The organism is Agrobacterium sp. ST15.16.055 (assembly GCF_027956555.1).
Lineage (GTDB): Bacteria > Pseudomonadota > Alphaproteobacteria > Rhizobiales > Rhizobiaceae > Agrobacterium > Agrobacterium salinitolerans.
In genome coordinates this window covers 144,137-169,129 of sequence record NZ_JAQKGN010000008.1, presented here as the reverse complement: position 1 = coordinate 169,129, position 24,993 = coordinate 144,137, and the positions used below count along the sequence as shown (strand labels likewise).

Below are 24,993 nucleotides of genomic sequence, written 5' to 3'. Positions count from 1 at the left end.
TCGGCCTTAACGCCGCCGCGTCCAGCGAAACGGCAGGATGTTGCGGCCCTTTTCTGCCGCCTCGCCGAGTGCAAAGGGTGGTGCTTCGCCGGGCTGGCGGGTGCGCAGATGGGGAAAGATCGCCACATTATTGCCGGCGGTCGCGGCGCGATTGCGCCTTTCACGTTCACCGATGATTTCATAGATTTCCGTCAGGGCCGGATCGGCGGCCTGCTCGGCCATCTTGTGAAGTTCCGCGCGGCAGGCCTCGTCTGCCACCGGCTCTTCGCCCTTAAAATTATTGCGCTCGTCGCTCATCGCTGGAGGTCCGTTCATTCATCGTCTGCAGCGCCCGCTCCAGACTGGATTTGCTGCCGTTGCGCAACGGAACGAACGTCTTGCCGAATTTCTTGCAACCGGACTTCACCCGCAGACACGCATCGTGGCTGATACAGTCGATCGGGCAGAAAACGCAGTCGACGGAGGGAAGAACGGTATCGATGCGGGAGACGGCTTCACGCAGGCCGCCGTCGTGATGAATGAGCTCCGCGCCGAAATTGCTGGCGATCTGGCGAAGATGGGCAACCTGACAGTCACGGCCGCCGACATAAAGAAAGCTTTTCGGACCGGAAAGCTGCTGTTCGGACACATCCTTTTCGGTCTGTGGCGCGCCCTTGCCCTGCTTGCCGCCGCGTTCGGCCTTCTTCTTTTCCTTGCGTGCCATTCCCTCACCTGCCGGTTGGTTTTTGATACCCCGATATTGGGCCCCGACATTCGGGATGCGGGCACCATAATAAAGATGAGTTTTCTAGTAAAGTATAAAGGTGATAATTTTCATCATGTTTTTCGCAGCACGCTTAGGCGCTGAGAATCCGGCGATGCTCAGCCGGTTATCCGTAATCCGCCCATGAAAAGCTGCTCGAGATGGCGGGCCGCATCTTCGAAACGCCCGTCGCCGCCGTGTCTGTCCCCCAGCACCGCCCGCACCTGCACATCGAAATCGGCATAGTGCTGAGTGGTCGACCAGATAGAGAAAATGAGGTGGTAGGGGTCGCATTTGGCCATCCGCCCGGCCTTCACCCAGGCGCGGATCACCTCTGCCTTCTCATCCACCAGCTGTTTTAGCGGGCCTTTCAGTTCGTCCTCGATATGGGGCGCGCCCTGCAGGATTTCATTGGCGAACAGGCGGCTTTCACGCGGAAAATCCCGCGACATTTCCAGCTTGCGGCGAATGTAGGAGCGGATTTCGCTTTCGGGATTACCCTCGGCGTCAAAGGCGCGCAGCGGGTCGAGCCATGTATCCAGCACTCGCTCGATCAGCGCGCGATGCATCGCCTCCTTGGTGCGGAAATAATAAAGCACGTTCGGCTTGGACATGCCGGCCGCCTCGGCAATCTGGTCGATGGTGGAGCCGCGGAACCCATTCGTGGAAAAAACACTGAGCGCAGCTTCAAGAATCGCTTCCTGCTTTTCCTCCTGAATGCGGGTCCGCTTCTGTGTTTTCGCTGCGCGCGGTATGGCCATTCTCAGCTCTCTGTTTCTTTTCAATGCAATTGCCGCTACAGTATGCTTAAAAAATAATCGCCGTTCATAGCTTAGGCAAAATTACTGCGATTCGTCACAAAATCCCTTGCTGACGCCAGTGCGAATTTGCAATGTTTACCAGCCGGTCAATTTATCCACCATCGCCGCCACAAGGCAATGGCTGTTATCTTAACCGGCAAAAAATGGGAACGGCACAAGCTTTGCTTTGATAAAAACAAAACAGGTGAGGACGACACTGCATGGCGGCGGGTAAGAACTTGACGGTCAATGGCGACCGTCTGTGGGACAGTCTGATGGACATGGCGAAGATTGGCCCCGGCATCGCCGGCGGCAATAATCGCCGCACACTGACGGATGAGGATGCGGAAGGCCGCCGCCTGTTTCAGCGCTGGTGCGAGGCGGCGGGTATGACGATGGGCGTCGACCGCATGGGCACCATGTTCGCCACCCGCCCCGGCGAAGACCCGGACGCGTTGCCGGTCTATATCGGCAGCCATCTCGACACCCAGCCGACCGGCGGCAAGTACGACGGCGTGCTTGGCGTGCTGGCCGGGCTGGAAGTGGTGCGCAGCCTGAACGACCTCAATATCAAAACCAGACACCCGATCACCGTCACCAACTGGTCGAATGAAGAAGGCGCGCGCTTCGCGCCCGCCATGCTGGCCTCGGGCGTCTTCGCCGGCATTCACGATCTCGACTACGCCTATAGCCGCACCGATACCGACGGCAAGACCTATGGCGACGAGCTGAAGCGCATCGGCTGGCTGGGTGAGGAAGAGGTCGGCGCGCGCAAGATGCACGCCTATTTCGAATATCACATCGAGCAGGGGCCGATCCTGGAGGCGGAAGGAAAACAGATCGGCGTCGTCACCCATTGCCAGGGCTTGTGGTGGCTGGAAGTAACGTTGACCGGCAAGGAAGCCCATACCGGCTCCACGCCCATGGCCATGCGCGTCAATGCCGGCCTAGCCGCCGCCCGCATTCTTGAAAAAGTGCAGGAAGTGGCAATGGCCCACCAGCCGGGTGCCGTCGCCGGCGTCGGCCAGATGATCTTCACGCCCAATTCCCGCAATGTCCTGCCCGGCAAGGTGGTTTTCACCATCGACCTTAGAACCCCCTCGCAGGCGAAGCTCGACAACATGCGGGCCATCTTCGAACGCGAGGTGCCCGCTATCGCCGAAAAACTCGGCGTCGGCTGCTCGATCGAGGCCATCGGCCATTTCGATCCCGTCACCTTCGATCCGGTGCTGGTGGGCCGCGTGCGCAATGCCGCCGAAAAACTGGGTTATAGCCACATGGACATCATCTCCGGCGCCGGCCACGATGCCTGCTGGACCGCACGGGTCGCCCCTTCCACCATGATCTTCTGCCCCTGCGTGGACGGGCTTTCGCACAACGAAGCGGAAGAGATTTCGCCGGAATGGGCAAAGGCTGGCTGCGATGTGCTGCTGCATGCGGTGCTGGAGACTGCGGAGATCGTGGAATGATCGTGCCCACGAGGCCTTGCCCCCTCATCCGGCCCTTCGGGCCACCTTCTCCCCGGCGGGGAGAAGAAACACGCGGCAACACCCCCGACCCTACCACCGGCGTCATGAAAATCTGCGACGGTGCCTCCCATTTCTTCTCCCCGCCGGGGAGAAGGTGGCCCGAAGGGCCGGATGAGGGGGCAAGGCTCATGGTGGACCACACGGGCAAAAAAGCAGCAAAACGCCAACCTGGCAAAACCACGCAAGCCCGAAAACTCCGCCGCGACGAGACCGACGCCGAATACCGCCTCTGGTATGAACTCAAAGGCCGACGGCTAAACGGCTTCAAGTTCAGCCGGCAAGTCCCGCTTGGCGCTTACATCGCCGATTTCGTCTGCCGCGAGAAAATGTTGATCGTCGAACTTGACGGATCGCAGCACGCCTCTTCCCCCCACGACCGGCAACGGACGCTCTGGTTAAACGGGCAGGGCTATACCGTGCTCCGGTTCTGGAACCACGAAGTTTTCGAAGACCTCTCCTCCACGCTCACCACCATCCTCGCCGTCCTGAACGCCGAGACTTTCCTGCCCGATCATCCCGACCGTTATTCGCCAGCCCTCGTCACCGGGAACACGCCACAATGACCGCCACCATCATCAAGAACGGCACCGTCGTCACCGCCGACCTCACCTACAAGGCCGATGTGAAGATAGAAGACGGCAGGATCACCGAGATCGGACCCGATCTCACCGGCGGCACCATCCTCGATGCCACCGGATGTTATGTCATGCCCGGCGGCATCGATCCGCATGTGCATCTGGAAATGCCCTTCATGGGCACCTATTCCGCCGATGATTTCGAGAGCGGCACGCGGGCGGCGCTGGCCGGCGGCACGACCATGGTGGTGGATTTCTGCCTGCCGGAGCCGGGGCAATCGCTTCTCGATGCCCTGCAACGCTGGGACAACAAGGCAACGCGTGCCAATTGCGATTATTCCTTCCACATGGCCGTCACCTGGTGGGGCGAGCAGGTCTTCGATGAGATGAAGACGGTGGTTCAGGAAAAAGGCATCAACTCGTTCAAGCACTTCATGGCCTATAAGGGCGCGCTGATGGTGAATGACGACGAGATGTTCGCGTCCTTCTCGCGCTGCGCGGAACTCGGCGCGATTCCCTTCGTGCATGCGGAAAACGGCGATATCGTCGCGCAGATGCAGGAAAAACTGATGGCGCAAGGCAATATCGGGCCGGAGGCGCATGCCTATTCCCGCCCGCCTTCCGTAGAAGGCGAAGCCACCAACCGCGCCATCATCATTGCCGATATGGCCGGCGCGCCGCTTTATGTCGTCCACACCTCCTGCGAACAGGCGCATGAAGCCATCCGCCGCGCCCGGCAAAACGGCATGCGGGTCTATGGCGAACCGCTGATCCAGCACCTGATCCTCGATGAAAGCGAATATGCCAATCCCGATTGGGATCATGCCGCCCGCCGGGTGATGTCTCCGCCCTTCCGCAACCGCCAGCATCAGGACAGCCTCTGGGCCGGTCTCGCCTCCGGCTCGCTGCAATGCGTGGCGACCGACCATTGCGCCTTCACGACCGAGCAGAAACGCTTCGGCCTCGGCGATTTCCGCAAGATACCGAACGGCACCGGCGGGCTGGAAGATCGCATGCCGCTGCTGTGGACCCATGGCGTGGCGACCGGCCGGTTGACGATGAACGAATTTGTCGCCGTCACCTCCACCAATATTGCGAAAATCCTCAACATCTACCCGAGAAAAGGCGCGATCCTCGTCGGCAGCGATGCCGATATCGTCGTCTGGGATCCGGCGCTTACAAAGACCATCAGCGCCGCAAGCCAGCAATCGGCCATCGACTACAACGTGTTCGAAGGGCAGAAGGTGAAGGGCATGCCGCGCTACACCCTGTCGCGTGGCCTCGTCAGTGTCGAGGAGGGCACCATCGAGACACAGGAAGGCCACGGCCGGTTCGTGACCCGCGATCCCTATCCCGCCGTCAGCCGGGCGTTGTCCACCTGGAAAGAACTCGTTTCGCCGCGCAAGGTGGAGCGTAGTGGCATTCCGGCATCGGGCGTATGACCATGAGCAGCGAGCCGAAACGCGAAATCCTCATCGCCGCCGCCGTTCTCCTCAACGAGCACCGGCAGATGCTTGTGGTGCGCAAGCGCGGCACCACGCAGTTCATGCAACCGGGCGGCAAGATCGATCCGGGCGAAACGCCGGAACAGGCGCTGCACCGCGAGCTGGCCGAAGAAATCGGCCTGACGCTGCCCGAACATGCCGTTCGTTATGAGGGCATCTTTCGCGAGGAAGCCGCCAATGAACCGGGCGCCGATGTCGTCGCCCACGCCTTCACCGCCAGACTTCATGCCGAGGTCACCCCGCAGGCGGAAATCGAGGAAGTGCGCTGGCTCGATCTCGACCGCAACCCCGGCGTGACCATCGTCAGACTGACGGAAACCCAGATGCTGCCGCTGGCGCGCGCAGCGCTCACGGAAAGCGACAATCAGCAAAGATGAACCAGGCCTCTCCCTATTCCGTCGTTTCCGCCAGAAAACTGGGCCTCACCTTCGAAACGGGGGATGGACCTGTCCACGCGCTGTCCAATGTCGATCTGGATGTGAAAAAGGGCGATTTCGTCTCCTTCATCGGCCCTTCCGGCTGCGGCAAGACCACGTTTCTGCGGGTCATCGCCGATCTTGAAAAACACACATCCGGCGAGATCACCGTCAACGGCACGACGCCGGAAAATGCCCGCAAGGACCGATCCTACGGTTATGTGTTTCAGGCCGCCGCGCTTTATCCCTGGCGGACCATCGAAAAGAACATCGCGCTGCCGCTTGAAATCATGGGTTACAGCAAGGCCGAGCAGCGCGAGCGCATCGACCGAACGCTTGACCTCGTCAACCTCACGGGCTTCGGTAAGAAATATCCCTGGCAGCTTTCCGGCGGCATGCAGCAGCGCGCCTCCATCGCCCGCGCACTCGCCTTCGATGCCGACCTGCTGTTGATGGACGAGCCTTTCGGCGCGCTGGACGAGATCGTCCGCGATCACCTCAACGAGCAGCTGCTGAAACTCTGGGATACGACCGGCAAGACCATCTGTTTCGTCACCCATTCCATTCCCGAAGCGGTCTATCTCTCGACGAAAATCGTCGTCATGTCGCCGCGGCCGGGGAGAGTGACTGATGTGATTACATCCACCCTGCCGCGGGAAAGGCCGCTGGAGATCAGGGAGACGCCGGAGTTTCTGGCCATTGCCCATCGGGTGCGTGAGGGGTTGAAGGCGGGGCATAGTTATGACGGGTGAGGTCAGCGCCAGCATTGGCTCATTTGGCGGGAGGTTGCCACACGTTTCTTCTCCCCGCCGGGGAGAAGGTGGCCCGAAGGGTCGGATGAGGGGGCAAGGTTGCGGCCTACCGCTACCCTTGCCCCCTCATCCCGCTGCCGCGACCTTCTCCCCCTCGGGGAGAAGAAGGCAGGCGGCTCTACCTCCATTCCATTCGCAAACAGTGAGATGGCCGAGACCCACCCACGAGTCGATCTCCCCCCTTGAGGGGGAGATGTCCGGCAGGACAGAGGGGGGTAAGCCTCACCCTCGGAATGATCGGCGGAGCAAAACCCCATGACCCTCCTCCGCCACCGCGTCCTTCCCATCCTCACCGTCCTCCTCGCCATCCTCATCCTCTGGTACCTCGCTGTCATCTATCTCAACATGCCCTTCGCCCGCGATCAGGCCACCCGCGCCGGCCAGACGCCGAGCTTCACGGAACTCCTGCCGCAAACCTTCGCGCAGGAGCGCCCGGTCCTCCCGGCCCCGCACCAGATCGCCGCCGAACTCTGGGACACGACCGTCAACAAGGCCATCACCTCCAAGCGCAGCCTCGTCTACCACGCCGGCATCACGCTTTCGGCCACCCTGCTCGGTTTCGCCATTGGCGCAGTGCTGGGCATTCTCCTCGCGGTCGCCATCATCCATAACCGAGCCATGGACCGCTCCGTCATGCCGTGGATCATCGCCAGCCAGACGATCCCCATCCTCGCCATCGCGCCGATGATCATCGTCGTCCTGAACTCCATCGGCATTTCCGGGCTTCTGCCCAAGGCGCTGATCTCCACCTACCTCTCCTTCTTCCCCATCGTCGTCGGCATGGTGAAGGGCTTAAGAAGCCCCGAAACGCTGCAGCTTGACCTGATGCACACCTATAATGCCTCACCGGCCCAGATCTTCTGGAAGTTGCGCTGGCCCTCCGCACTGCCTTATCTTTTCACCTCGCTGAAGATCGCCATTGCGATTGCGCTTGTGGGTGCCATCGTCGGGGAACTGCCGACGGGCGCGGTGGCGGGCCTCGGCGCGCGGCTCCTCTCCGGCTCCTATTATGGCCAGACGGTGCAGATATGGGCGGCGCTGTTCATGGCCGCCGGTGTGGCGGCGTTGCTGGTGTCGATCATCGGCATTGCCCACGCCGCCGTCCTCAAGAGAATGGGAGCACGGCCATGACGAACCCCTTCTGGTTTATCGGCGCGATCCTGTTCTGGCTTGCCGCCTGGGCCTTCAACGAGTGGCTGGTGCGGCGCAATTTTACCTCGACCTCTGGAAAGCGCATCGGCCGCATCGCCGTGCCCCTCCTCTTCGGCCTTGCCCTTCTGGTTCTGTGGGAAGGCATCGTGCGCGGCTTCTCCGTGCCGCCCATCCTGCTGCCGGCCCCGAGCGCCATTCTCGCCCGCCTTCTCGGCTCGCTGCCGATCCTCTGGGCGGATTTCCGCCAGACCTTCCTCAAATCGGTGCTGACGGGTTATGTGCTCGGCTGCGGCCTCGGTTTCATCGCCGCCATCCTCATCGACCGCTCGCCCTTCCTCCAGCGCGGGCTTCTGCCCATCGGCAATTTCGTCTCCGCCCTGCCGGTCGTCGGCATCGCACCGATCATGGTCATGTGGTTCGGTTTCGACTGGCAGTCGAAAGTCGCCGTCGTCGTCATCATGACCTTCTTCCCGATGCTGGTGAACACGGTGCAGGGACTTGCCGCCGCCAGCCACATGGAACGCGACCTGATGCGCACCTATGCCGCCGGCTGGTGGCCGACGCTGATAAAGCTGCGCCTGCCCGCCGCCTGGCCCTTCATCTTCAACGCGCTGAAGATCAATTCCACGCTGGCGCTGATCGGCGCCATCGTCGCGGAATTCTTCGGCACGCCCATCGTCGGCATGGGGTTCCGCATATCGGCGGAAATGGGCCGCAGCAATGTCGATATGGTCTGGGCCGAAATCGCGGTCGCCGCACTCGCCGGCTCCGGCTTTTATGGTCTGGTGGCGCTCGCAGAGCGGGCCGTCACCTTCTGGCATCCGTCCGTCCGTGGGGGACGAACGTAAATAACGAAAAAGGGAACAGCGATGAAAATGAAACTTGCATCCATGCTTCTTGCCGGCGCGTCACTTCTGACCGCATTCGGGGCTGAGGCCGCCGACAAGATCACCCTGCAGCTGAAATGGGTGACCCAGGCGCAGTTCGCCGGTTATTATGTCGCCAAGGACAAGGGCTTTTATGAAGCCGAAGGTCTCGATGTCGATATCAAGCCGGGCGGCCCGGATATCGCACCGGCGCAAGTGCTGGCTGGCGGCGGGGCCGATGTGATCGTCGACTGGATGCCGTCAGCACTCGCCACCCGCGAAAAGGGCGTGCCGCTGGTCAATATCGCGCAGCCGTTCAAATCGTCGGGCATGATGCTGACCTGCCTGAAGGAAACCGGCATCACCAAGCCTGAAGATTTCAAGGGCAAGACGCTGGGCGTCTGGTTCTTCGGCAATGAATATCCGTTCCTGTCCTGGATGGCGCATCTGAAAATCCCGACCACCGGCGGCGCGGATGGCGTTACCGTGCTGAAACAGGGTTTCAACGTCGATCCGCTTTTGCAGAAACAGGCCGCCTGCATTTCCACCATGACATATAATGAATATTGGCAGGTGATTGACGCCGGCATCAAGCCGGAAGAACTCGTCACCTTCAAATATGAAGACGAAGGCGTGGCGACGCTGGAAGACGGACTTTACGTTCTCGAAGACAAGCTGAAAGACGCCAAGTTCAAGGAGGACATGGTCAAATTCGTCCGCGCCTCCATGAAAGGCTGGAAATGGGCCGAAGAAAACCCTGACGACGCCGCCGATATCGTTCTCGAAAACGACGCCTCCGGGGCGCAGACGGAAAAACACCAGAAGCGGATGATGGGCGAGGTTGCCAAACTCACCGCCGGTTCCAAGGGCGCGCTTGACAAGGCAGACTACGAGCGAACGGTAAAAACCCTGCTCGGCGGCGGCTCCGATCCGGTCATCACCAAGGAACCGACAGGCGCCTACACCACTGAAATCACCGATGCGGCGCTGAAATAGCCGAATTAAACCCGAATAAAGGGAACGCGCGGCGCCATCCGCGCGTTTTTTTCGCTGGTAACCCATTCGACGAATTACAATATCCAGCCCCATACAAAAATGTATATCAACCATCGCGGCTATGCGGATTGATTTGCACGGCAACAGGAATTACAGTCCCGCCTACAAGACTGCCAACTTTGATCTTGTAAAATAAGCACAGGGCAAAGGTGCTTAAGATTCGCGTTGAGGGGCGTTTGAATCGGGAGGATCGAAAAGGAAGTATTGTGATCCCTTGTTTCACATTCGCTATCGCATGACCTTTTAAGACACGCCTTGGGCTGCAGGACATGCGATCGGATATTGCGCGAGCCAAGACACATGCAGCATAAAGTCACGTTTAACCGGTTTGTATTCCTTCTTCTTTCGGCAACGGCGCTTCCCCTCTCAGCAGCCGCCGAGGGAGAGACGCAGGCGCCGGCCAAACAGCAGAACCTGCCATCGATCATCGTCGCGCATGCGGCAAAACGCGATCTCGTGGACCGCATCATTGCCACCGGCACGATCCGCCCCGTGGACGAGATTTACGTCCAGCCGCTGGTCGACGGTCTGTCGATCGACACGCTGAACGCCGATATCGGCGACCGGGTGGAAGCGAAGGCGGTTCTCGCGGTCCTTTCATCGGACAGTCTGATCCTTCAGAAAAGCCAGCTTGAGGCCAATAAGGCCAAGGCACAGGCCGCTGTTGCGCAGGCCAAGGCACAGGTTCTGGAAGCGGAGGCGAGCGCCAACGACGCGAACCGCCAGCGTGACCGCGCCGCAAAGCTCGGCCAGAGCGGTTCCGGATCCGTCTCGCAGGTTGAGCAGACGCAGGCGCAGGCGGAAGTCGCCGCCGCCAAGCTGAACGCCGCCCGCCAGGCCGTTTCCGCCGGCGAAGCCGATATCAAGGTTGTGGATGCGCAGATTGCCGATATCGACCTGAAATTGACGCGCACCGGCGTGAAAACCCCGGTCGCCGGTATTGTTTCGGCCAAGAATGCCAAGGTCGGCGCGATTGCCAGCGGCGCCGGTGATCCGCTGTTTACCGTCATCAAGGATGGCGCGATCGAACTTGTCGCCGATCTGTCCGAGACGGATATCCTCAAGGTGAAACCCGGCCAGAAAGCCTATTTGACGGTTGCCGGCGGAGCTGAGAAAATAGAGGGCAAGGTGCGCCTCGTGTCGCCCACCGTCGATCCGACCACGCGCCTCGGTTCCGTGCATGTGGTGTTGCCCGAAGGTAGCCCGGCGCGATCCGGCATGTATGCCAGCGCGGCGATCATCGTCGAGGAGACGAATGCGCTCGCCTTGCCGCTGTCGGCCGTCACCTCCGGGCGTGAAGGTTCAACCACCCGCAAGGTGGAAGGCGACGTCGTCAAACAGGTAAAGATCGAGACCGGCATCGAAGACGGCGGTTTTATCGAGATTGTCAGCGGTCTTGCCGCTGGAGACAAGGTTGTCGAGAAAGCTGGGGCATTCGTGCGTGATGGGGACCGGATCAGACCGGTGGAAGCCCAGACGGCTGCGTCCAACTGACTGAGGGAATGAGATGAACTTTTCCGCATGGTCAATCCGTAACCCGATTGCGCCGCTGCTCGGCTTCGCGCTTTTGATGATCCTCGGCATGCAGGCGTTCAACACCCTGCCCATCACCCGTTTTCCGAACATCGACGTTCCCGTCGTGGCCGTCACCGTCACCCAGAGCGGCGCTTCGCCGTCCGAGCTCGAAATGCAGGTGACGAAGGAGATCGAGGACGCCGTCGCCGCCATCAGCGGCGTCGACGAAATCCAGTCCACCGTGGTCGATGGCCAGTCCACCACCACGGTCGTCTTCCGCATCGAAAAGCCGACGGAAGAAGCGGTTCAGGATACGAAGGACGCCATCGACAAGATCCGCAGCGATCTTCCCGCCGATATCGAGGAACCGATTGTCAGCAAGATCGACGTCGAGGGTCAGGCGATCCAGACCTTCGCCGTCTCCTCGCCCAACATGACGCTGGAAGAACTGTCCTGGTTCGTGGATGACACGATCAAGCGTTCGCTCCAGGGCCAGTCGGGCATCGGCAAGGTGGACCGTTATGGCGGCGCTGACCGCGAAGTGCGCGTTTCGCTGAACCCCGAAAAGCTCGATGCCTATGGCATTACCGCCACCGAGGTGAACAGCCAGCTGCGCGGCACGAACGTCGATCTCGGCTCGGGCCGAGGCCAGGTTGGCGGCAACGAACAGACCATCCGCACGCTCGGCGATACGCGCGACGTGAGCCAGCTTGCCAATACCACGATAGCGCTGTCCAACGGTCGTTTCGTCAAGCTCTCCGAACTCGGCACGGTCACCGACACCTATGAGGAGCAGAAATCCTTCTCGCGCTTCAACGGCAATCCCGCCGTCACCTTCGCGGTGTTCCGCTCCAAGGGCGCGAGCGAGGTCTCGGTCGCCGAAACCGTGGCGGCAAGCCTCGATCAGGTGCGCAAGGATCATCCCGACGTCTCGATCGAAATGGTCGATGACGCCGTCTATTTCACCTATGGCAATTACGAGGCGGCGCTGCATACGCTGATCGAAGGCGCTATCCTCGCCGTTATCGTCGTCCTGCTCTTCCTGCGCAACTGGCGTGCAACGCTGATTGCCGCCGTGGCGCTGCCGCTTTCCGCGATCCCGACCTTCTGGATCATGGATATCATGGGCTTCTCGCTCAACCTCGTCAGCTTCCTGGCCTTGACCCTCGCCACGGGTATTCTCGTCGACGACGCCATCGTGGAAATCGAGAACATCGCCCGCCATATCAAGATGGGCAAGACGCCCTATCGGGCAGCGCTGGAAGCGGCGGATGAAATCGGCCTCGCCGTCATCGCCACCAGCTTCACCATCATCGCCGTCTTCGTGCCCGTCTCGTTCATGCCGGGCATTCCGGGCCAGTACTTCATCCAGTTCGGCCTCACCGTCGCCTTCTCGGTGTTCTTCTCGCTCGCCGTTGCCCGCCTCATCACACCGTTGATGGCGGCGTATCTGATGCGTGCCGAAGATGCGATGGACGATCACCACGACAATGATAGCCGGCTGATGAAGGCCTATACGCGCATGGTCACCGCCACCACCCGCAAGTGGTGGGCGCGATATCTGACGCTGCTCGGCGCCATCGGCTTCCTCGTCGCTTCCGTCATTCTGCTCGCTGGCGTTCCGGGGAGCTTCCTGCCGCCGGACGACGCCTCGCGCGTGACGCTTTCGGTGGAACTGCCGCCCAATGCGACGCTCGACGAAACCGACCGCACGACAACGCAGATTTATCACGCCATCCGCGACATCGATGGCGTGGAAAGCGTCTTCATCCTCGGCGGCGCTTCGCCCAAGGGGGACCTGGAACTGCGCCGCGCCACCGTCAACGTCATCCTGCAGCATATCGACCATTCGCTGCTGAAAACCCTTGTCAACAAAGGCCTCGGCTCCCTTCCGCTCATCGGTCAATATCTGCCGAAGGTGGAAGAGAAGGGCCGCACACGTCCGCAATGGGATGTGGAGCAGGATATTTTCGCGCAGGTGCGCGGCATTCCCGATGTGCGCATCATCAAGCTCAACGACCGTGCGGAACGCGAGCTCTCCTTCAACTTCCTCTCCTCAAACGAGAAGGACCTGAACGACGCCGTCGGTATTCTAGAAAGCCGCCTGCGGGCCTCGCCGATCCTTGCCAATGTCAGCTCGGAAGGCGCCCTGCCCCGGCCGGAACTGCAAATCCGCCCGCGCAAGGATGAAATCGCCCGCCTTGGCATCACGCCGCAGCAGATTTCGCAGACCGTGCGTGTCGCCACCATCGGCGATACCGATGCGCAACTGACGAAGATTTCGCTGGATGACCGGCAGATTCCGATCCGCGTGCAGGCGTCGCTCGACACCCGCCGCGACCTCGCCACCATCCGCGCGCTGAAGATCAAGACCGCCTCCGGATCGCTGGTGCCGCTCTATAGCGTTGCCGATATCGATTATTCGGAAGGTCCAAGCTCGATCAAGCGCAACGACCGCAACCGCGTCGTCTCCATCGGCTCCGACGTTCCCTTCGGCACGGCGCTCGATACGTCGACGGCCGAATTCAAGCGCATCGTGTCGGAAACCGAACTGCCGGCGAGCGTTCGCCTTGCCGAAAGCGGCGACGCCAAGGTGCAGGGCGAAATGCAGCAGGGCTTCGTCAATGCCATGCTGCTCGGCCTGATGCTGGTGCTGGTCGTGCTCATCCTGCTCTTCAAGGATGTCATCCAGCCCTTCACCATCCTGTTCTCGCTGCCGCTCGCCATCGGCGGCGTGGCAGTGGCGCTCATCATCACGCAGAACGCGCTCTCCATGCCGGTTCTCATCGGCATCCTGATGCTGATGGGCATCGTGACGAAAAACGCCATTCTGCTGGTGGATTTCGCCATCGAAATGCGCCGTCACGGCATGGAACGGGTGCATGCCATGGTGGAGGCCGGCCGTAAGCGCGCCCGCCCGATCATCATGACCTCCATCGCCATGTCGGCGGGAATGTTGCCCTCCGCCCTCGGCGTCGGCGAAGGCGGTTCGTTCCGCGCGCCGATGGCGATTGCGGTGATCGGCGGCATCATCGTATCCACCGTACTGTCGCTGATCGTGGTGCCGGCCTTCTTCCTGATCATGGACGACCTCTCGCGCCTGCTCGCCCACCTCTTCGGCCGCTTCGTCGGCAAGAAGGAAGTGGAGGAGGAAGCCCTCTCCAACGAGAAACTCTCGGAGATCGCCCACGAAAACAGCCTCGCCCTCTCCTCGCTGGAGGCCCGGGTCGCCAACATGGAAAAGGGCACCGGCGAAAAGGCAGGCGAAAAGGGCAGCAATATATTGCGACTGCCGCCGCTCGCTGCGGAGTGAAAGTTGCAAATACGAAGATTGAAACGCCGGGGCTTGTACCCGGCGTTTTTTCGTCTCTGTGGTAAAGCACGACATCGCGGCATATTTCTTCTCCCCGCCGGGGAGAAGGTGGCCCGAAGGGTCGGATGAGGGGGCAACTTTGCCGAATCTCTCTACCCTCGCCCCCTCATCCCGCTGCCGCGGACTTCTCCCCCTCGGGGAGAAGAAATATGCCGCACCTACTCACTCCATTTTCCCCTGCCGCCCTGATCTTCAACGGCTCGGCCGCATTGCCAAACCCGTTTGATCGAAATCAATTCGCTTTCCAGATGAACTGCTAGTCTCCCTCGCATCGGGAATTGCCGGTTGAGGATTAATGCTATGGGTTCTTTGCAGATAGGCGTGAGGGAGAAGGAACTTCCCCGGTTTCGTATCGCTTCGGACAGCCCGGCAAAAGGTTTAAGCGGGAGCCGGATGGACGTGAACAAGACCGTGAAGCTGAGCAACAGGGACAGGAACATTCTGCTGCGCGCACCCTTGATCGGGATAGCGGATGATGCGGCGGCGCTGAAGCTGATGGAGGCGGCGACCATCACCAATGTCAACGCCCGCCACGTCCTCTTCAAGGAAGGTGAAGCGGCGCAGCATTTTTACTGCGTGCTCTCGGGTTATATCAGGCTTTACCGGCTGGACCGGCACGGACGCGAGGCGGATGTGCGTGTCAGCGGCCCCGGCGATACCTTCAACGAGTGCCTGATCTTCGGCAGCGATACCTATCGTTACAGCGCGCAGGCGGCGGAAAACTGCACCGTGGCGCGTTTCGAGCTGGCAAGAATCCGAACCCTGATCGATCAGGAGCCGGCCATCGCCAAGGCCGTCATGCGCTGCTTGTCCAACAGCCTGCTCGGCACCATGGATTGCATCGCCAACGACCGGCTGCAAACCGCGCCGCAGCGGGTCGCCCATTACCTCATCAATCAGGGCCCGCGCGACGCCACGTCCTTTTCGCTGCGGCTGCCGTTCCAGAAAAGCCTGCTCGCCGGCAAGCTCGGCCTCGCGCCGGAAGCGCTGTCACGCGCCTTTTCCACCCTGAAAAAGGCTGGTGTCACCGTGCGCGGCCGCATCGTGCAGGTCAACGACGTGGCCGCATTGAAGCAAATCTGACATACGGGGAGAGGATGGAGGGCGGGATGCCTCAGGGCATTCCGCCCTTCTCTTACAAACCGCCCTGCTCTTTCAGGAAACCAACGATGCGATCCACGCCATCGCCGCGCTTCATGTCGGTAAAGACGAAGGGCATGGCGTTGCGCATGCGGGTCGCATCGCTGTCCATGACGGTCAGATCGGCGCCGACATAGGGCGCAAGGTCCTTCTTGTTGATGACCAGCAGGTCCGAGCGGGTGATGCCCGGCCCGCCCTTGCGCGGAATTTCCTCGCCCTGGCAGACGGAAATGACATAGATGGTGATATCGGCAAGATCGGGCGAAAAGGTCGCGGCGAGGTTGTCGCCGCCGGATTCGATGAAGACCACATCGAGATCGGGAAACCGCGCATTGAGCCCGGCAATCGCCTGCAGATTGATCGTGGCGTCCTCACGAATGGCGGTATGCGGGCAACCGCCCGTCTCCACCCCGACGATACGCTCTGATGGCAGCGCCTGCATGCGCACCAGCGCCTCGGCATCCTCCTTGGTATAGATATCATTGGTGACGACGGCGACGGAATAATCCCCGCTCATCGCCTTGCAGAGCTTCTCCGTCAGCGCCGTCTTGCCGGAACCCACCGGCCCACCAATGCCGACGCGCAGAGGCCCATTACCCGATTTCATCACTCTGTTCCCTTCATCATGCTGTGGTCCAATTTTACGACAACCACTCAAATTTCAGCTCAAATATACGCAAGGATCGTGCCACTTGTTTCTTCTCCCCGCCGGGGAGAAGGTGGCCCGAAGGGTCGGATGAGGGGGCTAGCTCTCGGTATATCTCTACCCTTGCCCCCTCATCCCGCTGCCGCGACCTTCTCCCCGGCGGGGAGAAGAAACAAGTGGCATGCGCTCGCCCCATCGATTGCCGTCGCTTTCACGACCGGAAAAGCCGCGTACCCTGTGTTTCGTGCCGCATCGCCGCCGTATCGGCGATAACAGTGGCGCTGCCGAGATCGTCGAGCGTGGATAATGCGGCCCGTGCCGCAACGTCCGCGATCATCGCCTCGCTTGCGGCCAGAATGGCGACACCATCCTTTTGCCCCGCGACGCCAAGGCGGATGCCGGCCGAAACGATCTGCGAGACGCCGGCATGCAGAAAGGCCGCAAGCGTCTCGCGCAGCGGTACTCCATGGCCGGAAGCAATAGCGCCTATGGCGACGGGATAAGGAGCCTCCTTCGGCAACAGCTCCAGAACCGCGTGCGGCCATGCGCCGGCAGCGGCAACGAAAGCATCGCCCAGAAGCACGGTCTCACGATAACGCTCCGCCGAGCCGGCCAGCGCACGGCCGAGATCAGCCATTTCGCTGAGCGCCGCGGCATCCTGCGAGCTTCGCCAGGCATGCGCCAGAAACACCGCATCGTTCCACAGGCTACCGTGGCTCAGCAGCGTTTCGAGCCAGTCGCGCAGGGCCGCCGCATCGCCGACGCGCCGATCTTCCACCGCCTTTTCAAGCCCGCCGGAATAGGAAAAACCACCGACGGGAAAAGCCGGCGACATCCAGGCCATCAACCGCAGCAGCGCGGCGACGCCGCTTTCCGCGCTCACGGCTCAGCCGTGATCGTGATGGTGGTGGCCATGATCATGGCCATGGGAATGACCGCCATGAGCGTGGTAAGCGCCGCGTGCCGGCTGGAACGGTTCTTCGACCTCCCGCACGGTAGCGCCCAGACCTTCCAGCATGGCACGAATGACGTGGTCGCGCAGGATGAGAATTCGCTCTTCCTCGATCTGCGCCGAAAGATGCCGGTTGCCCAGATGCCAGGCAAGCTCGATCAGGTGAAGACGATCCTTCGCTTTGATTTCGAACAGCTTTTCATCCGCCGCACGGACCTCGATCAGGTCGCCGTTTTCCACCACCAGAAGATCGCCATGGGCAAACAGCACGGGCTCCTTGAGATCCAGCATCACCATCTCGTCGTTCTGCAAGTGCAGCAGCTTGCGGCGCAGATGCCGTTGGTCATGCGCCAGGGTGACATAGCCGGAAGCTTCGTCGGCAGGAGTTCCGGCCGGATGATAGGAGGTGACGCGCAGCATGGGATGATCCGTTTCAGAAACAGTCTTGGGAGGCTGATTTTTGACGGATAGGCGGAGGGATTTCAAGAAGCGATTTCAGCAAGAGGCACCCCGGACAACGAAAGGCCCGGCATCGCTGCCGGGCCTCCCCGAAATAACAAAACCGAAATCAGGCCGCAGCGCGGCTTTTCAGGTTTTCGAGAATATTCTGCGGCGAAGAAACGCCGTAAGGGTCGGATTCGCAATTGTCGGAATAACCCTCTTCCTCGAACCACTGCTCCACCAGACCGTCATTGATGACGGCGGCGTAACGCCAGGAGCGCATGCCGAAACCGAGATTGTCCTTGGCGACCAGCATGCCCATCTTGCGGGTGAACTCGCCCGAACCGTCAGGAATGACCTTGACGTTTTCGAGGTTCTGGCCCTTGGCCCAGGCATTCATGACAAAGGCATCGTTGACCGACAGGCAATAGATTTCGTCGACGCCCAGCGCGCGGAATTCACCCGCCAGCTTTTCGAAATCCGGAAGCTGGTAGGTCGAGCAGGTCGGCGTAAAGGCGCCGGGCAGCGAAAACAGCACGACCTTCTTGCCCTTGAAATAATCGTCGGAGGTCATGTCCTGCCAACGGAAAGGGTTCGGTCCGCCAACGGCTTCATCACGAACGCGCGTGCGGAAGGTTACGGCGGGCACTTTTTTGCCGAGCATGTCTTGTCTCCTGTTCTGGCGTTTTACATGGATCGCTTGGGATCGATCCGCGCGGACTTGTTTAGCAGTTTCCATAGCGCATGACGCGCTGCGGTGCAGCATAAAAAAAGGATTTCAGCCGCCAAATACGCGAAATGGCCGCACGGAATTTGGGATCAATTGTGCATATCTATCGACCAGCGCAACAGCGGCGGCAAGGGCGTCCACCAGCCGGTTTGAATGCCCGCGTCCCGCAACATCGCGGCTGACCATGTGTTGCATCCGGCGAGCGCATTGAACCAGCCATTCGCCTCGAAAAACGCGTCCGTCAGGCCGTAGCCGGCACTGGCAACCGGCCTGACACCGTTGTCGTTTCCGGCAAAACTTGCCCTGATGCCCGCGACAAGGCGCTGATAGCCCGCTTCGGAAATGCGAAGCCGTTTCACGCCGGCGAGACTGGCGGGAAAATCGCCTGTCACATCCACATGCATGACGGCGCTGTCCAGCGTAAAGGAGCGCAGCACCGGCATCGGCTTCAGATCGGCCCAGGTGGGCGTTTGGATGTAAAACGAGCGGCCGCCCCAGCCGAACACCAGATAGGCGGCCGCCGGATGATTGACCGCAATGCCGCCCTCCTGCAACTCGGCAAAAACCCGCCGCAGATCGTCATCGATAGGCAGGGCAATGTCCGTGTGGATCGGGTTGGACAACAGCAGGATTTCGCGATCTTTCCCACCGTTTACATCATCCGCGAAAAAGGGACGCGGCACCACGGTGCCGAGCACGAAAAGCAGGACGACCAGCAGCAAGCCGCCGCCGATCCATCTGAGAACAGTCCGCAACGCAACGTCCGTTAAAACAGGAAATAACGCTGCGCCATCGGCAGCACCGTCGCCGGTTCGCAGGTCAGCAACTCGCCATCCGCCCGCACCTCATAGGTCTCGGGATCGACCTCGATATGCGGCGTCAGCGAATTGTGGATCATCGACGCTTTCGAGATACCGCCACGCACGTTCTTAACCGCCAAAAGCTTCTTGGCGACCCCGAGCCGCTGGGCAAGGCCACCGTCGAGCGAGGCCTGCGACACGAAAGTGACCGAGGAATTGGTGCGCAGCTTACCGTAGGCCGCAAACATCGGCCGGTAATGCATCGGCTGCGGTGTGGGAATGGAGGCGTTCGGATCGCCCATCGGTGCCGCGGCGATGGAACCGCCGAGCAACACCATTTCCGGCTTCACGCCGAAAAACGCCGGATTCCACAACACCAGATCGGCGCGCTTGCCGACTTCGACGGAGCCGATCTCGTGGCTTACACCCTGGGCGATGGCCGGGTTGATGGTATATTTGGCGATGTAACGGCGCACCCGGAAATTGTCGTTTTCGCCGGTCTCTTCCTTCAGGCGACCGCGCTGGCGCTTCATCTTGTCGGCGGTCTGCCAGGTGCGGATCGCCACTTCGCCGACACGGCCCATGGCTTGGCTGTCGGAGGAAATGATCGAAAACGCGCCGATATCGTGGAGGATATCCTCCGCCGCAATGGTTTCCTTGCGGATGCGGCTTTCGGCAAAGGCGATATCCTCAGGGATGGACGGGGAAAGATGGTGGCACACCATCAGCATGTCGAGATGTTCCGCCAGCGTATTGACGGTATAGGGCCGCGTCGGGTTGGTGGAGGACGGAATGACGTTCGGGTTGCCGCAGACCTTGATGATATCAGGAGCATGGCCGCCGCCCGCCCCTTCGGTGTGGAAGGCATGGATGGTGCGGCCCCTGATCGCGGCAACGGTGTCTTCTACGAAGCCGCTCTCGTTCAGCGTGTCGGTGTGGATCATCACCTGCACGTCGTATTCGTCGGCCACCGTCAGGCAATTGTCGATGGCGGCAGGCGTCGTGCCCCAGTCTTCATGCAGCTTCAGGGACGATGCGCCGGCAAGGATCATCTCCTCCAGCGGCGCTGGCAGCGAGGCATTGCCCTTGCCGGCCAGCGCGAGGTTCATGGGGAATGCATCGAAGCTTTCGATCATCCGCTCAATGTGCCACGCGCCGGTGCAGGTGGTGGCAAGCGTGCCATGCGCCGGGCCGGAACCGCCACCGAGCATGCAGGTCACGCCACTCATCAGCGCTTCTTCGATCTGCTGCGGGCAGATGTAGTGGATATGCGCGTCCATGCCGCCTGCCGTCAGGATCTTGCCTTCGCCGGCAATTGCTTCCGTCGAAGGGCCGACGATGATCGTGACACCCGGCTGCGTATCCGGATTGCCCGCCTTGCCGATGGCATGAATGCGGCCGTTCTTCAGGCCCACATCCGCCTTGTAGATGCCGCTATGGTCAACGATGACGGCATTGGTGATGACGGTATCGACGGCGCCTTCGGCCCGCGTCGCCTGGCTCTGGCCCATGCCGTCGCGAATGACCTTGCCGCCGCCAAATTTCACTTCCTCGCCATAGGTCGTGTGGTCCTTCTCGATCTCGATGAAGAGTTCGGTATCGGCAAGACGCACCTTGTCGCCAACGGTCGGGCCAAACATACCGGCATAAGCGGCGCGGGAAATCTTGTAAGGCATGGGTTCAGGCTCCTTCGGACGCGGAGAAAATCGATGTGGGAGAAATTCGTTTGAGCCGGCCCTCGCCCGCGAGGGCTTCGACCAGCTGTTGTTCGGCGGTAAATGGATGTCCGCTCCAGCCCTGATGGCCGAAGCCGGCAATCGCCACCTCGTCATCCTCATCGCTAACATTCTCAAGAACATGGGCGATGGCGAAAAGGCCGGTGCTGGGGCAGACATAGGGCGCGGGCGCATAGGCTTCGAGCGCGACATCGAGCCGTTCGTGAACGCCCCGATGGATAACAACATGGCTCTTGCCGCCCGCCCGCGCGATTGCCGCAAAGGCAGCTGTGTAATCGGCGCAGAAATCGGTGAGTTCCGGCCAGCGCACCCGGATATCAGGTTCCATTTCTGCAAATTTTGCGGGATCACGCACCGACCAGATGGCAGCCGCCTGTCGCACACCGTCGCTTTCGCGCCATTCGGTCCCTTCGCTCATCTCGCGACCCGGCCGCCCGGTATTGCAGACGGCCACGACATCGGTGCGCGTGCCGCCAAGCCCGAGGGAGCGGCAGTCGTTGAAACGGATGACGATATCCGAACGGTCGATGAGCCGGGCGGCGCCGGGCGGCAACTCCCCATTTCCAACAATCGTGATCTGCCGCCCCATGCGTTCAGAAGCCTTCCGACAGCTGGCGCAGATCATCGGCACGCTTAGTGCTCATCTCGGCCAGGCAGGAAGAAATCAGCATCGGCTCCATCGAGCCGCCCCGCGCCTGAAAGCCTGATAGCGCGCAATTCGCATCGCGAAACGCCACCCAGGCGCGCTGGGCAGTGACCAGAGCATCGGCCGCACCCTTGCCATCCGCATCCGCCGCTTTGTCACGTTCGGTTAGCAGCTTGCGCAGCTTCTGATATTCGACATTGAGCTGCTTGTCGGCCTTCTCATAATCCTTTCCAGCGCAAATCGTCATATCCGCCTGCGTCTGTGGTTCCTTGCAGTTTGGCTCCTGTGCGGTTGCCGGCCCAGAGATGCCTGCAGTCACGCAGAAGACGGCGGCCATGGCGAGGCTGTTTTTGCTGATCGCCATCGCTCAGGCCGCCGCGCCGTCAAAAGCCTGCGACTTCAGCGCCCGGGGGTCGACACCGTCGAGACAATTGGCATTGACCGCCACCATCGGCGTTCCATCCGGCCCATCGGCATAAGCAAAGCTCTCGATGCCGCAGGTGGAGCAGAAAAGATGATGGATCTTGTGTTTGTTGAAGAGATATTCGCTGAGCTTGTCCTCGCCGGAAAGCAGCGTGAATTTCTCACGCGGCGCAAAAGCGAGCGTGGAACCCAGGCGCTTGCAGCGCGAACAATTGCAGACGACGGTATGGTCGAGATCGGCATCGACCTCGAAGCTCACATCGCCGCACTGGCAGCTTCCATGATAATGCGCCGTCGCCATTTCATAACCTCCCCATGACCTGTTGACGGAAACCATAAACCTCGCGCTTGCCGGACAGCGGCACCAGCGTCACTTCCCGTTTCTGGCCGGGCTCGAAACGTACCGCCGTGCCGGCCGGAATATCGAGGCGCATGCCGCGCGCCTTGTCGCGGTCGAACAGGAGACCCGCATTGGTCTCGAAAAAATGGTAATGACTGCCCACCTGCACAGGCCGGTCACCCGAATTGGCCACTTCAATCGTCACGGTCGGCTGGCCAGCATTGAGTTCGATGGTGCCCTCTGCGGCAATGATTTCGCCTGGTTTCATGGAATTTCCCCTTTTATCTCAGGCAGCGTTGGCCGCCATGCAGCCTTTGCCCCTCACCTAATCGGTTCGTGAACGGTCACCAGCTTGGTGCCATCGGGAAAGGTCGCTTCCACCTGCACATCATGGATCATCTCGGCGATACCATCCATCACCTGATCGCGGGAAATGACATGCGCGCCCGCCTCCATCAGCTCGGCCACGGCGCGGCCATCGCGGGCGCCCTCGACCACGAAATCGGTAATCAGCGCAATCGCTTCGGGATAGTTCAGCTTCACGCCGCGTTCCAGCCGGCGGCGCGCCACCATGGCGGCCATGGAAATCAGCAGCTTGTCTTTTTCTCTTGGGCTAAGGTTCATCGTGGTCCCGCAGCTTGGAATCTGTTCCGCCAGCATGGTTGCGGCAAGCAGATCCGACGTGTTGACAGACCCCGAGGGACGCCTGATACGAAGCGATCCGAAGGGTTTACAGATTCCAGACTTTCGGCACTGGCGCGCCGTTTCGCAAGAGCGAAATGATCGGGAAAAGCAATTTTCTCAAGGAGAAACCGTCTGCGGCGGCAACCCGTACCACAAGCTTGCCCTGCCATTGGCTGGCGCCGCCGCTTTCCCCGGCAATAGCCCGGATTTTAGGCAGAAGCGCCTCGGAGAGAGGCCCGATGTAAAGCAGCGTGGCAAAGGCCACCTGGCCGGCGAGAACCGCCGGTTTCGCCGTCAGCGCCGCCACCTCGCCCGAAAGCAGAAGCTCTTCGGCATGCACAAGCGTGCCCCCGTGGCGAATGCGCCAGCGGTCACGAAAAAGCCCATGCGTCATCGCCTCGCCCATGGCCTGGCGACCGAGCAACACGGCTTCGACGGCGATGAATTCGGAGGATTGGTCGAGATCGGCCTCGAGCCGACGGGTGAGCGATGCCCGGTCGAAGAGAATGGTTTCCTGCGGCAGCCAGTGCAGTTTCGCGCCCGGCCCGGCAGAAATGCGGGCGGTAACCGTGGCTGTGCCTGATGATGCCTTGTAGACTTTCTCACAGGCCTGCGTTGTCACGACAAGCGAGGTGCCGGCACCGGCGACCGCCTGCCATTCGATCTCGTCTCCGCCGGTGAGCCCGCCGGAGGAATTGATGAGAATGGCCTCGGCTTCGTTCGAAAAAGTGTCCGGCAGGCGGATCTTGGCGCAGCCTTCCTGAAACAATTCGTCCAGCCGGCTGCGCCCTTCAACGGCCTTGGTTACAATGCGTCCTCTGCCACGGGCGCGTTGCTGCCGGACAGGCTGTTGAGCGTCTTCACAACCGGAAGGGACGATGACTTGCTGTTGCTGCTGCACGCGGTCTCCGAAGCACTTGCGGAAGCGGACGAGGCTTTTGCGCCGCAATCCTTCTTGACGACGGCGTCCACCACCAGCTGTCCTTCCGTATTGCGGAAGAAATCCCACATTCTTTCGGCCGCATCAACCGTGCGCGTCACTTCGCCTGTGGGCATCTTGCGCTCCACGGCCGGTTCCGCCTTCGGCGTCTGTTCGCCGCCCGGCTTGCGGGTGACGACAGCGCTCGCGGCCAGCACTTCCGCCTTCATCGTGGCGCGCGGCCAGGCATGGTCCCAGTTCTCGATGACATAGGACTGAATGCGCGCACCGGCCTTGCAGACATCATAGGAATTGACGGTGAAGCTCTCGCCCACCTTGCTTTTGGCGGCGCCTTTGCAGCCGTCCATTTCGGCCCAGCGCTTCAGCGCCGTCTCGCCGCCATATTGCCAATAGGACTTGCCGCCGCCCTGATAGGGATTGGCGGGGTCTTTCAGCCCGGCAAAGGCGATGATCGACATCGGCCGCGCCGGTTTGCAGCTTGCCGCATCCGGTCCCCATTTGCCTTCGGTCTCCAGCGGATAACCCGCACGCAGCGAGGCGACGAAACCGGCAGCGGTGAAATCCGCGCCGCCATTGCAGATGAATTGCGACAGCATGCGCCCGCCGCCGGAATAACCGGAACCGTAAAAACGCTCCTCATCCACGCAGAACCTGCCCTTCACCATGGTGATGGCATCGCGGATGAAACCGACGTCGTCCAGCCCGCCCGGGCGCTTGGTGACGCCGGGAACATTCCAGGCATGGGTGCCGGGCAATTCGCCATTCAGGCTGCCGGCCAGCGCCACCACCACCACACCGTCCCGTTCGGCAAGCTTGTCCCAGCCGCTGCGGTTCAGCTGGCCATGCGGATTGCTGTTGGAGCCATGAAAATCGAACACCACGGGCAGCGGCTTTTTTCCATCATAGGCGGATGGAACAAAATAGACGCCGTCGCGTTTCTGGCCATTGGAAAGAATGGAAAAATCATGCCTGCCCGGTTCCATGCCGGGTCCGGGCAATTGACCGCAGGTCGATGCCGACGCTGCGACACCGGCGCTCGCGCACATGGCAAGACCCAGAAAGAGGGTGCGTGCGGAGCGGAACAGCCGGGCGGTCCGGCCAATGGCAAAATCTTGATGCATTGACACGCCTTTATTGGGCACGGTTTTCCCGACGATACGTCGGACGTGCGTGG

At 61.0% G+C, this 24,993-nt stretch carries 26 protein-coding genes and 1 pseudogene; 11 read left to right on the top strand and 16 right to left on the bottom strand.

The features are described 5' to 3' along the window. Positions 1 to 6 precede the first annotated feature (6 nt). The 3 genes and pseudogenes from PL599_RS14080 to rutR form a co-directional block, all read right to left on the bottom strand. Positions 7 to 297, bottom strand: a complete 291-nt coding sequence (locus PL599_RS14080) for a hypothetical protein (RefSeq protein WP_269824476.1) — start codon at positions 295 to 297, stop codon at positions 7 to 9. Then, positions 278 to 601 (bottom strand): annotated as a pseudogene (locus tag PL599_RS14075) (DUF2325 domain-containing protein); the annotation flags it as partial. The pseudogene PL599_RS14075 and the gene PL599_RS14080, both read right to left, overlap by 20 nt. A 260-nt stretch (positions 602 to 861) precedes the next feature. Continuing rightward, entirely contained in the window at positions 862 to 1,503 is a 642-nt protein-coding gene (rutR, locus tag PL599_RS14070; RefSeq protein ID WP_077981450.1) for an HTH-type transcriptional regulator RutR, read from the bottom strand. 260 nt (positions 1,504 to 1,763) lie between these two features. Here rutR and PL599_RS14065 point away from each other — a divergent pair, with 260 nt between their 5' ends. The 11 genes from PL599_RS14065 to PL599_RS14015 all read left to right on the top strand — a co-directional run bounded on the left by PL599_RS14065 (position 1,764) and on the right by PL599_RS14015 (position 15,424). Then, positions 1,764 to 3,011, top strand: a complete 1,248-nt coding sequence (locus PL599_RS14065; RefSeq protein WP_271359168.1) for a Zn-dependent hydrolase — start codon at positions 1,764 to 1,766, stop codon at positions 3,009 to 3,011. Continuing rightward, entirely contained in the window at positions 3,008 to 3,634 is a 627-nt protein-coding gene (locus PL599_RS14060) for an endonuclease domain-containing protein (protein ID WP_269824478.1), read from the top strand. The genes PL599_RS14065 and PL599_RS14060 overlap by 4 nt, the downstream gene beginning before the upstream one ends. Beyond that, positions 3,631 to 5,088 (top strand): dihydropyrimidinase, encoded by a 1,458-nt coding sequence (gene hydA, locus PL599_RS14055; protein ID WP_269824479.1) that lies wholly within the window; start codon positions 3,631 to 3,633, stop codon positions 5,086 to 5,088. The genes PL599_RS14060 and hydA overlap by 4 nt, the downstream gene beginning before the upstream one ends. Beyond that, positions 5,085 to 5,528, top strand: coding sequence for an NUDIX hydrolase (locus tag PL599_RS14050; protein WP_269824480.1), 444 nt, complete (start codon positions 5,085 to 5,087; stop codon positions 5,526 to 5,528). Before hydA ends, PL599_RS14050 begins: the two co-directional genes overlap by 4 nt. After that, positions 5,525 to 6,319 (top strand): ABC transporter ATP-binding protein, encoded by a 795-nt coding sequence (locus tag PL599_RS14045; protein WP_269824481.1) that lies wholly within the window; start codon positions 5,525 to 5,527, stop codon positions 6,317 to 6,319. Before PL599_RS14050 ends, PL599_RS14045 begins: the two co-directional genes overlap by 4 nt. A 315-nt stretch (positions 6,320 to 6,634) precedes the next feature. Further along, positions 6,635 to 7,510, top strand: a complete 876-nt coding sequence (locus PL599_RS14040) for an ABC transporter permease (protein WP_269824482.1) — start codon at positions 6,635 to 6,637, stop codon at positions 7,508 to 7,510. Next, positions 7,507 to 8,379, top strand: a complete 873-nt coding sequence (locus PL599_RS14035; RefSeq protein WP_269824483.1) for an ABC transporter permease — start codon at positions 7,507 to 7,509, stop codon at positions 8,377 to 8,379. Before PL599_RS14040 ends, PL599_RS14035 begins: the two co-directional genes overlap by 4 nt. Before the next feature lie 21 nt (positions 8,380 to 8,400). Continuing rightward, positions 8,401 to 9,393 carry an ABC transporter substrate-binding protein gene (locus PL599_RS14030; RefSeq protein ID WP_137410845.1) on the top strand — a complete coding sequence of 331 codons (993 nt, stop codon included), beginning with the start codon at positions 8,401 to 8,403 and terminating at the stop codon, positions 9,391 to 9,393. A 360-nt stretch (positions 9,394 to 9,753) separates the two neighbouring features. Continuing rightward, entirely contained in the window at positions 9,754 to 10,947 is a 1,194-nt protein-coding gene (locus tag PL599_RS14025) for an efflux RND transporter periplasmic adaptor subunit (RefSeq protein ID WP_269824484.1), read from the top strand. Between the two features lie 13 nt (positions 10,948 to 10,960). Continuing rightward, entirely contained in the window at positions 10,961 to 14,281 is a 3,321-nt protein-coding gene (locus PL599_RS14020; protein WP_269824485.1) for an efflux RND transporter permease subunit, read from the top strand. A gap of 453 nt (positions 14,282 to 14,734) precedes the next feature. Further along, a complete protein-coding gene (locus tag PL599_RS14015; protein WP_137410847.1) occupies positions 14,735 to 15,424 on the top strand; it encodes a Crp/Fnr family transcriptional regulator in 690 nt (229 codons plus the stop codon). Positions 15,425 to 15,476: 52 nt separating this feature from the next. Here the strand turns inward: PL599_RS14015 and ureG are convergent, their stop codons facing one another. The 13 genes from ureG to PL599_RS13950 form a co-directional block, all read right to left on the bottom strand. Then, positions 15,477 to 16,088, bottom strand: coding sequence for an urease accessory protein UreG (gene ureG, locus PL599_RS14010; RefSeq protein ID WP_006315013.1), 612 nt, complete (start codon positions 16,086 to 16,088; stop codon positions 15,477 to 15,479). A 250-nt stretch (positions 16,089 to 16,338) separates the two neighbouring features. Continuing rightward, positions 16,339 to 17,010, bottom strand: a complete 672-nt coding sequence (locus tag PL599_RS14005) for an urease accessory protein UreF (RefSeq protein ID WP_269824486.1) — start codon at positions 17,008 to 17,010, stop codon at positions 16,339 to 16,341. A 3-nt stretch (positions 17,011 to 17,013) separates the two neighbouring features. Continuing rightward, the gene (ureE, locus tag PL599_RS14000; protein WP_269824487.1) at positions 17,014 to 17,499 is read right to left on the bottom strand and encodes an urease accessory protein UreE; all 486 of its coding nucleotides are present in this window, start codon (positions 17,497 to 17,499) and stop codon (positions 17,014 to 17,016) included. A gap of 148 nt (positions 17,500 to 17,647) precedes the next feature. Continuing rightward, positions 17,648 to 18,184, bottom strand: coding sequence for a peroxiredoxin (locus PL599_RS13995; RefSeq protein WP_010972294.1), 537 nt, complete (start codon positions 18,182 to 18,184; stop codon positions 17,648 to 17,650). Between the two features lie 155 nt (positions 18,185 to 18,339). Beyond that, the gene (locus PL599_RS13990) at positions 18,340 to 19,005 is read right to left on the bottom strand and encodes a TIGR02117 family protein (RefSeq protein ID WP_269824488.1); all 666 of its coding nucleotides are present in this window, start codon (positions 19,003 to 19,005) and stop codon (positions 18,340 to 18,342) included. Positions 19,006 to 19,016: 11 nt separating this feature from the next. Next, the gene (gene ureC / locus PL599_RS13985; RefSeq protein ID WP_006315008.1) at positions 19,017 to 20,726 is read right to left on the bottom strand and encodes an urease subunit alpha; all 1,710 of its coding nucleotides are present in this window, start codon (positions 20,724 to 20,726) and stop codon (positions 19,017 to 19,019) included. Between the two features lie 4 nt (positions 20,727 to 20,730). Further along, the gene (locus tag PL599_RS13980; protein ID WP_077981435.1) at positions 20,731 to 21,375 is read right to left on the bottom strand and encodes a Urease operon accessory protein; all 645 of its coding nucleotides are present in this window, start codon (positions 21,373 to 21,375) and stop codon (positions 20,731 to 20,733) included. Between the two features lie 4 nt (positions 21,376 to 21,379). Then, entirely contained in the window at positions 21,380 to 21,769 is a 390-nt protein-coding gene (locus PL599_RS13975) for a lysozyme inhibitor LprI family protein (protein WP_416172500.1), read from the bottom strand. A 30-nt stretch (positions 21,770 to 21,799) separates the two neighbouring features. Continuing rightward, positions 21,800 to 22,156, bottom strand: coding sequence for a GFA family protein (locus PL599_RS13970; RefSeq protein WP_137410853.1), 357 nt, complete (start codon positions 22,154 to 22,156; stop codon positions 21,800 to 21,802). A gap of 1 nt (position 22,157) precedes the next feature. Next, complete coding sequence (locus PL599_RS13965; protein WP_063948241.1) at positions 22,158 to 22,463, bottom strand: urease subunit beta; 306 nt, start codon at positions 22,461 to 22,463, stop codon at positions 22,158 to 22,160. A 53-nt stretch (positions 22,464 to 22,516) separates the two neighbouring features. Next, positions 22,517 to 22,819 (bottom strand): urease subunit gamma, encoded by a 303-nt coding sequence (locus PL599_RS13960; RefSeq protein ID WP_003520609.1) that lies wholly within the window; start codon positions 22,817 to 22,819, stop codon positions 22,517 to 22,519. A 106-nt stretch (positions 22,820 to 22,925) separates the two neighbouring features. Continuing rightward, complete coding sequence (locus tag PL599_RS13955; RefSeq protein WP_269824490.1) at positions 22,926 to 23,780, bottom strand: urease accessory protein UreD; 855 nt, start codon at positions 23,778 to 23,780, stop codon at positions 22,926 to 22,928. Then, positions 23,684 to 24,940 (bottom strand): alpha/beta hydrolase family esterase, encoded by a 1,257-nt coding sequence (locus tag PL599_RS13950; RefSeq protein ID WP_269824491.1) that lies wholly within the window; start codon positions 24,938 to 24,940, stop codon positions 23,684 to 23,686. The genes PL599_RS13955 and PL599_RS13950 overlap by 97 nt, the downstream gene beginning before the upstream one ends. Between the last annotated feature and the right edge of the window lie 53 nt (positions 24,941 to 24,993).

What these genes read in the sequence shown, in the direction of transcription:
- ureE (WP_269824487.1), bottom strand. Translation starts at nt 17,499, where the DNA reads ATGCTGCGCGTCACCTCCTATCATCCGGCCGGAACTCCTGCCGACGAA.
- PL599_RS13950 (WP_269824491.1), bottom strand. Translation starts at nt 24,940, where the DNA reads ATGCATCAAGATTTTGCCATTGGCCGGACCGCCCGGCTGTTCCGCTCC.
- PL599_RS14020 (WP_269824485.1), top strand. Translation starts at nt 10,961, where the DNA reads ATGAACTTTTCCGCATGGTCAATCCGTAACCCGATTGCGCCGCTGCTC.
- PL599_RS14015 (WP_137410847.1), top strand. Translation starts at nt 14,735, where the DNA reads ATGGACGTGAACAAGACCGTGAAGCTGAGCAACAGGGACAGGAACATT.
- PL599_RS14080 (WP_269824476.1), bottom strand. Translation starts at nt 297, where the DNA reads ATGAGCGACGAGCGCAATAATTTTAAGGGCGAAGAGCCGGTGGCAGAC.
- PL599_RS14065 (WP_271359168.1), top strand. Translation starts at nt 1,764, where the DNA reads ATGGCGGCGGGTAAGAACTTGACGGTCAATGGCGACCGTCTGTGGGAC.
- PL599_RS13965 (WP_063948241.1), bottom strand. Translation starts at nt 22,463, where the DNA reads ATGAAACCAGGCGAAATCATTGCCGCAGAGGGCACCATCGAACTCAAT.
- hydA (WP_269824479.1), top strand. Translation starts at nt 3,631, where the DNA reads ATGACCGCCACCATCATCAAGAACGGCACCGTCGTCACCGCCGACCTC.
- PL599_RS13960 (WP_003520609.1), bottom strand. Translation starts at nt 22,819, where the DNA reads ATGAACCTTAGCCCAAGAGAAAAAGACAAGCTGCTGATTTCCATGGCC.
- PL599_RS14025 (WP_269824484.1), top strand. Translation starts at nt 9,754, where the DNA reads ATGCAGCATAAAGTCACGTTTAACCGGTTTGTATTCCTTCTTCTTTCG.
- PL599_RS14060 (WP_269824478.1), top strand. Translation starts at nt 3,008, where the DNA reads ATGATCGTGCCCACGAGGCCTTGCCCCCTCATCCGGCCCTTCGGGCCA.
- PL599_RS14040 (WP_269824482.1), top strand. Translation starts at nt 6,635, where the DNA reads ATGACCCTCCTCCGCCACCGCGTCCTTCCCATCCTCACCGTCCTCCTC.
- ureC (WP_006315008.1), bottom strand. Translation starts at nt 20,726, where the DNA reads ATGCCTTACAAGATTTCCCGCGCCGCTTATGCCGGTATGTTTGGCCCG.
- PL599_RS14030 (WP_137410845.1), top strand. Translation starts at nt 8,401, where the DNA reads ATGAAAATGAAACTTGCATCCATGCTTCTTGCCGGCGCGTCACTTCTG.
- PL599_RS14035 (WP_269824483.1), top strand. Translation starts at nt 7,507, where the DNA reads ATGACGAACCCCTTCTGGTTTATCGGCGCGATCCTGTTCTGGCTTGCC.
- rutR (WP_077981450.1), bottom strand. Translation starts at nt 1,503, where the DNA reads ATGGCCATACCGCGCGCAGCGAAAACACAGAAGCGGACCCGCATTCAG.
- PL599_RS13970 (WP_137410853.1), bottom strand. Translation starts at nt 22,156, where the DNA reads ATGGCGACGGCGCATTATCATGGAAGCTGCCAGTGCGGCGATGTGAGC.
- PL599_RS14045 (WP_269824481.1), top strand. Translation starts at nt 5,525, where the DNA reads ATGAACCAGGCCTCTCCCTATTCCGTCGTTTCCGCCAGAAAACTGGGC.
- PL599_RS13980 (WP_077981435.1), bottom strand. Translation starts at nt 21,375, where the DNA reads ATGGGGCGGCAGATCACGATTGTTGGAAATGGGGAGTTGCCGCCCGGC.
- ureG (WP_006315013.1), bottom strand. Translation starts at nt 16,088, where the DNA reads ATGAAATCGGGTAATGGGCCTCTGCGCGTCGGCATTGGTGGGCCGGTG.
- PL599_RS14050 (WP_269824480.1), top strand. Translation starts at nt 5,085, where the DNA reads ATGACCATGAGCAGCGAGCCGAAACGCGAAATCCTCATCGCCGCCGCC.
- PL599_RS13975 (WP_416172500.1), bottom strand. Translation starts at nt 21,769, where the DNA reads ATGGCCGCCGTCTTCTGCGTGACTGCAGGCATCTCTGGGCCGGCAACC.
- PL599_RS13995 (WP_010972294.1), bottom strand. Translation starts at nt 18,184, where the DNA reads ATGCTCGGCAAAAAAGTGCCCGCCGTAACCTTCCGCACGCGCGTTCGT.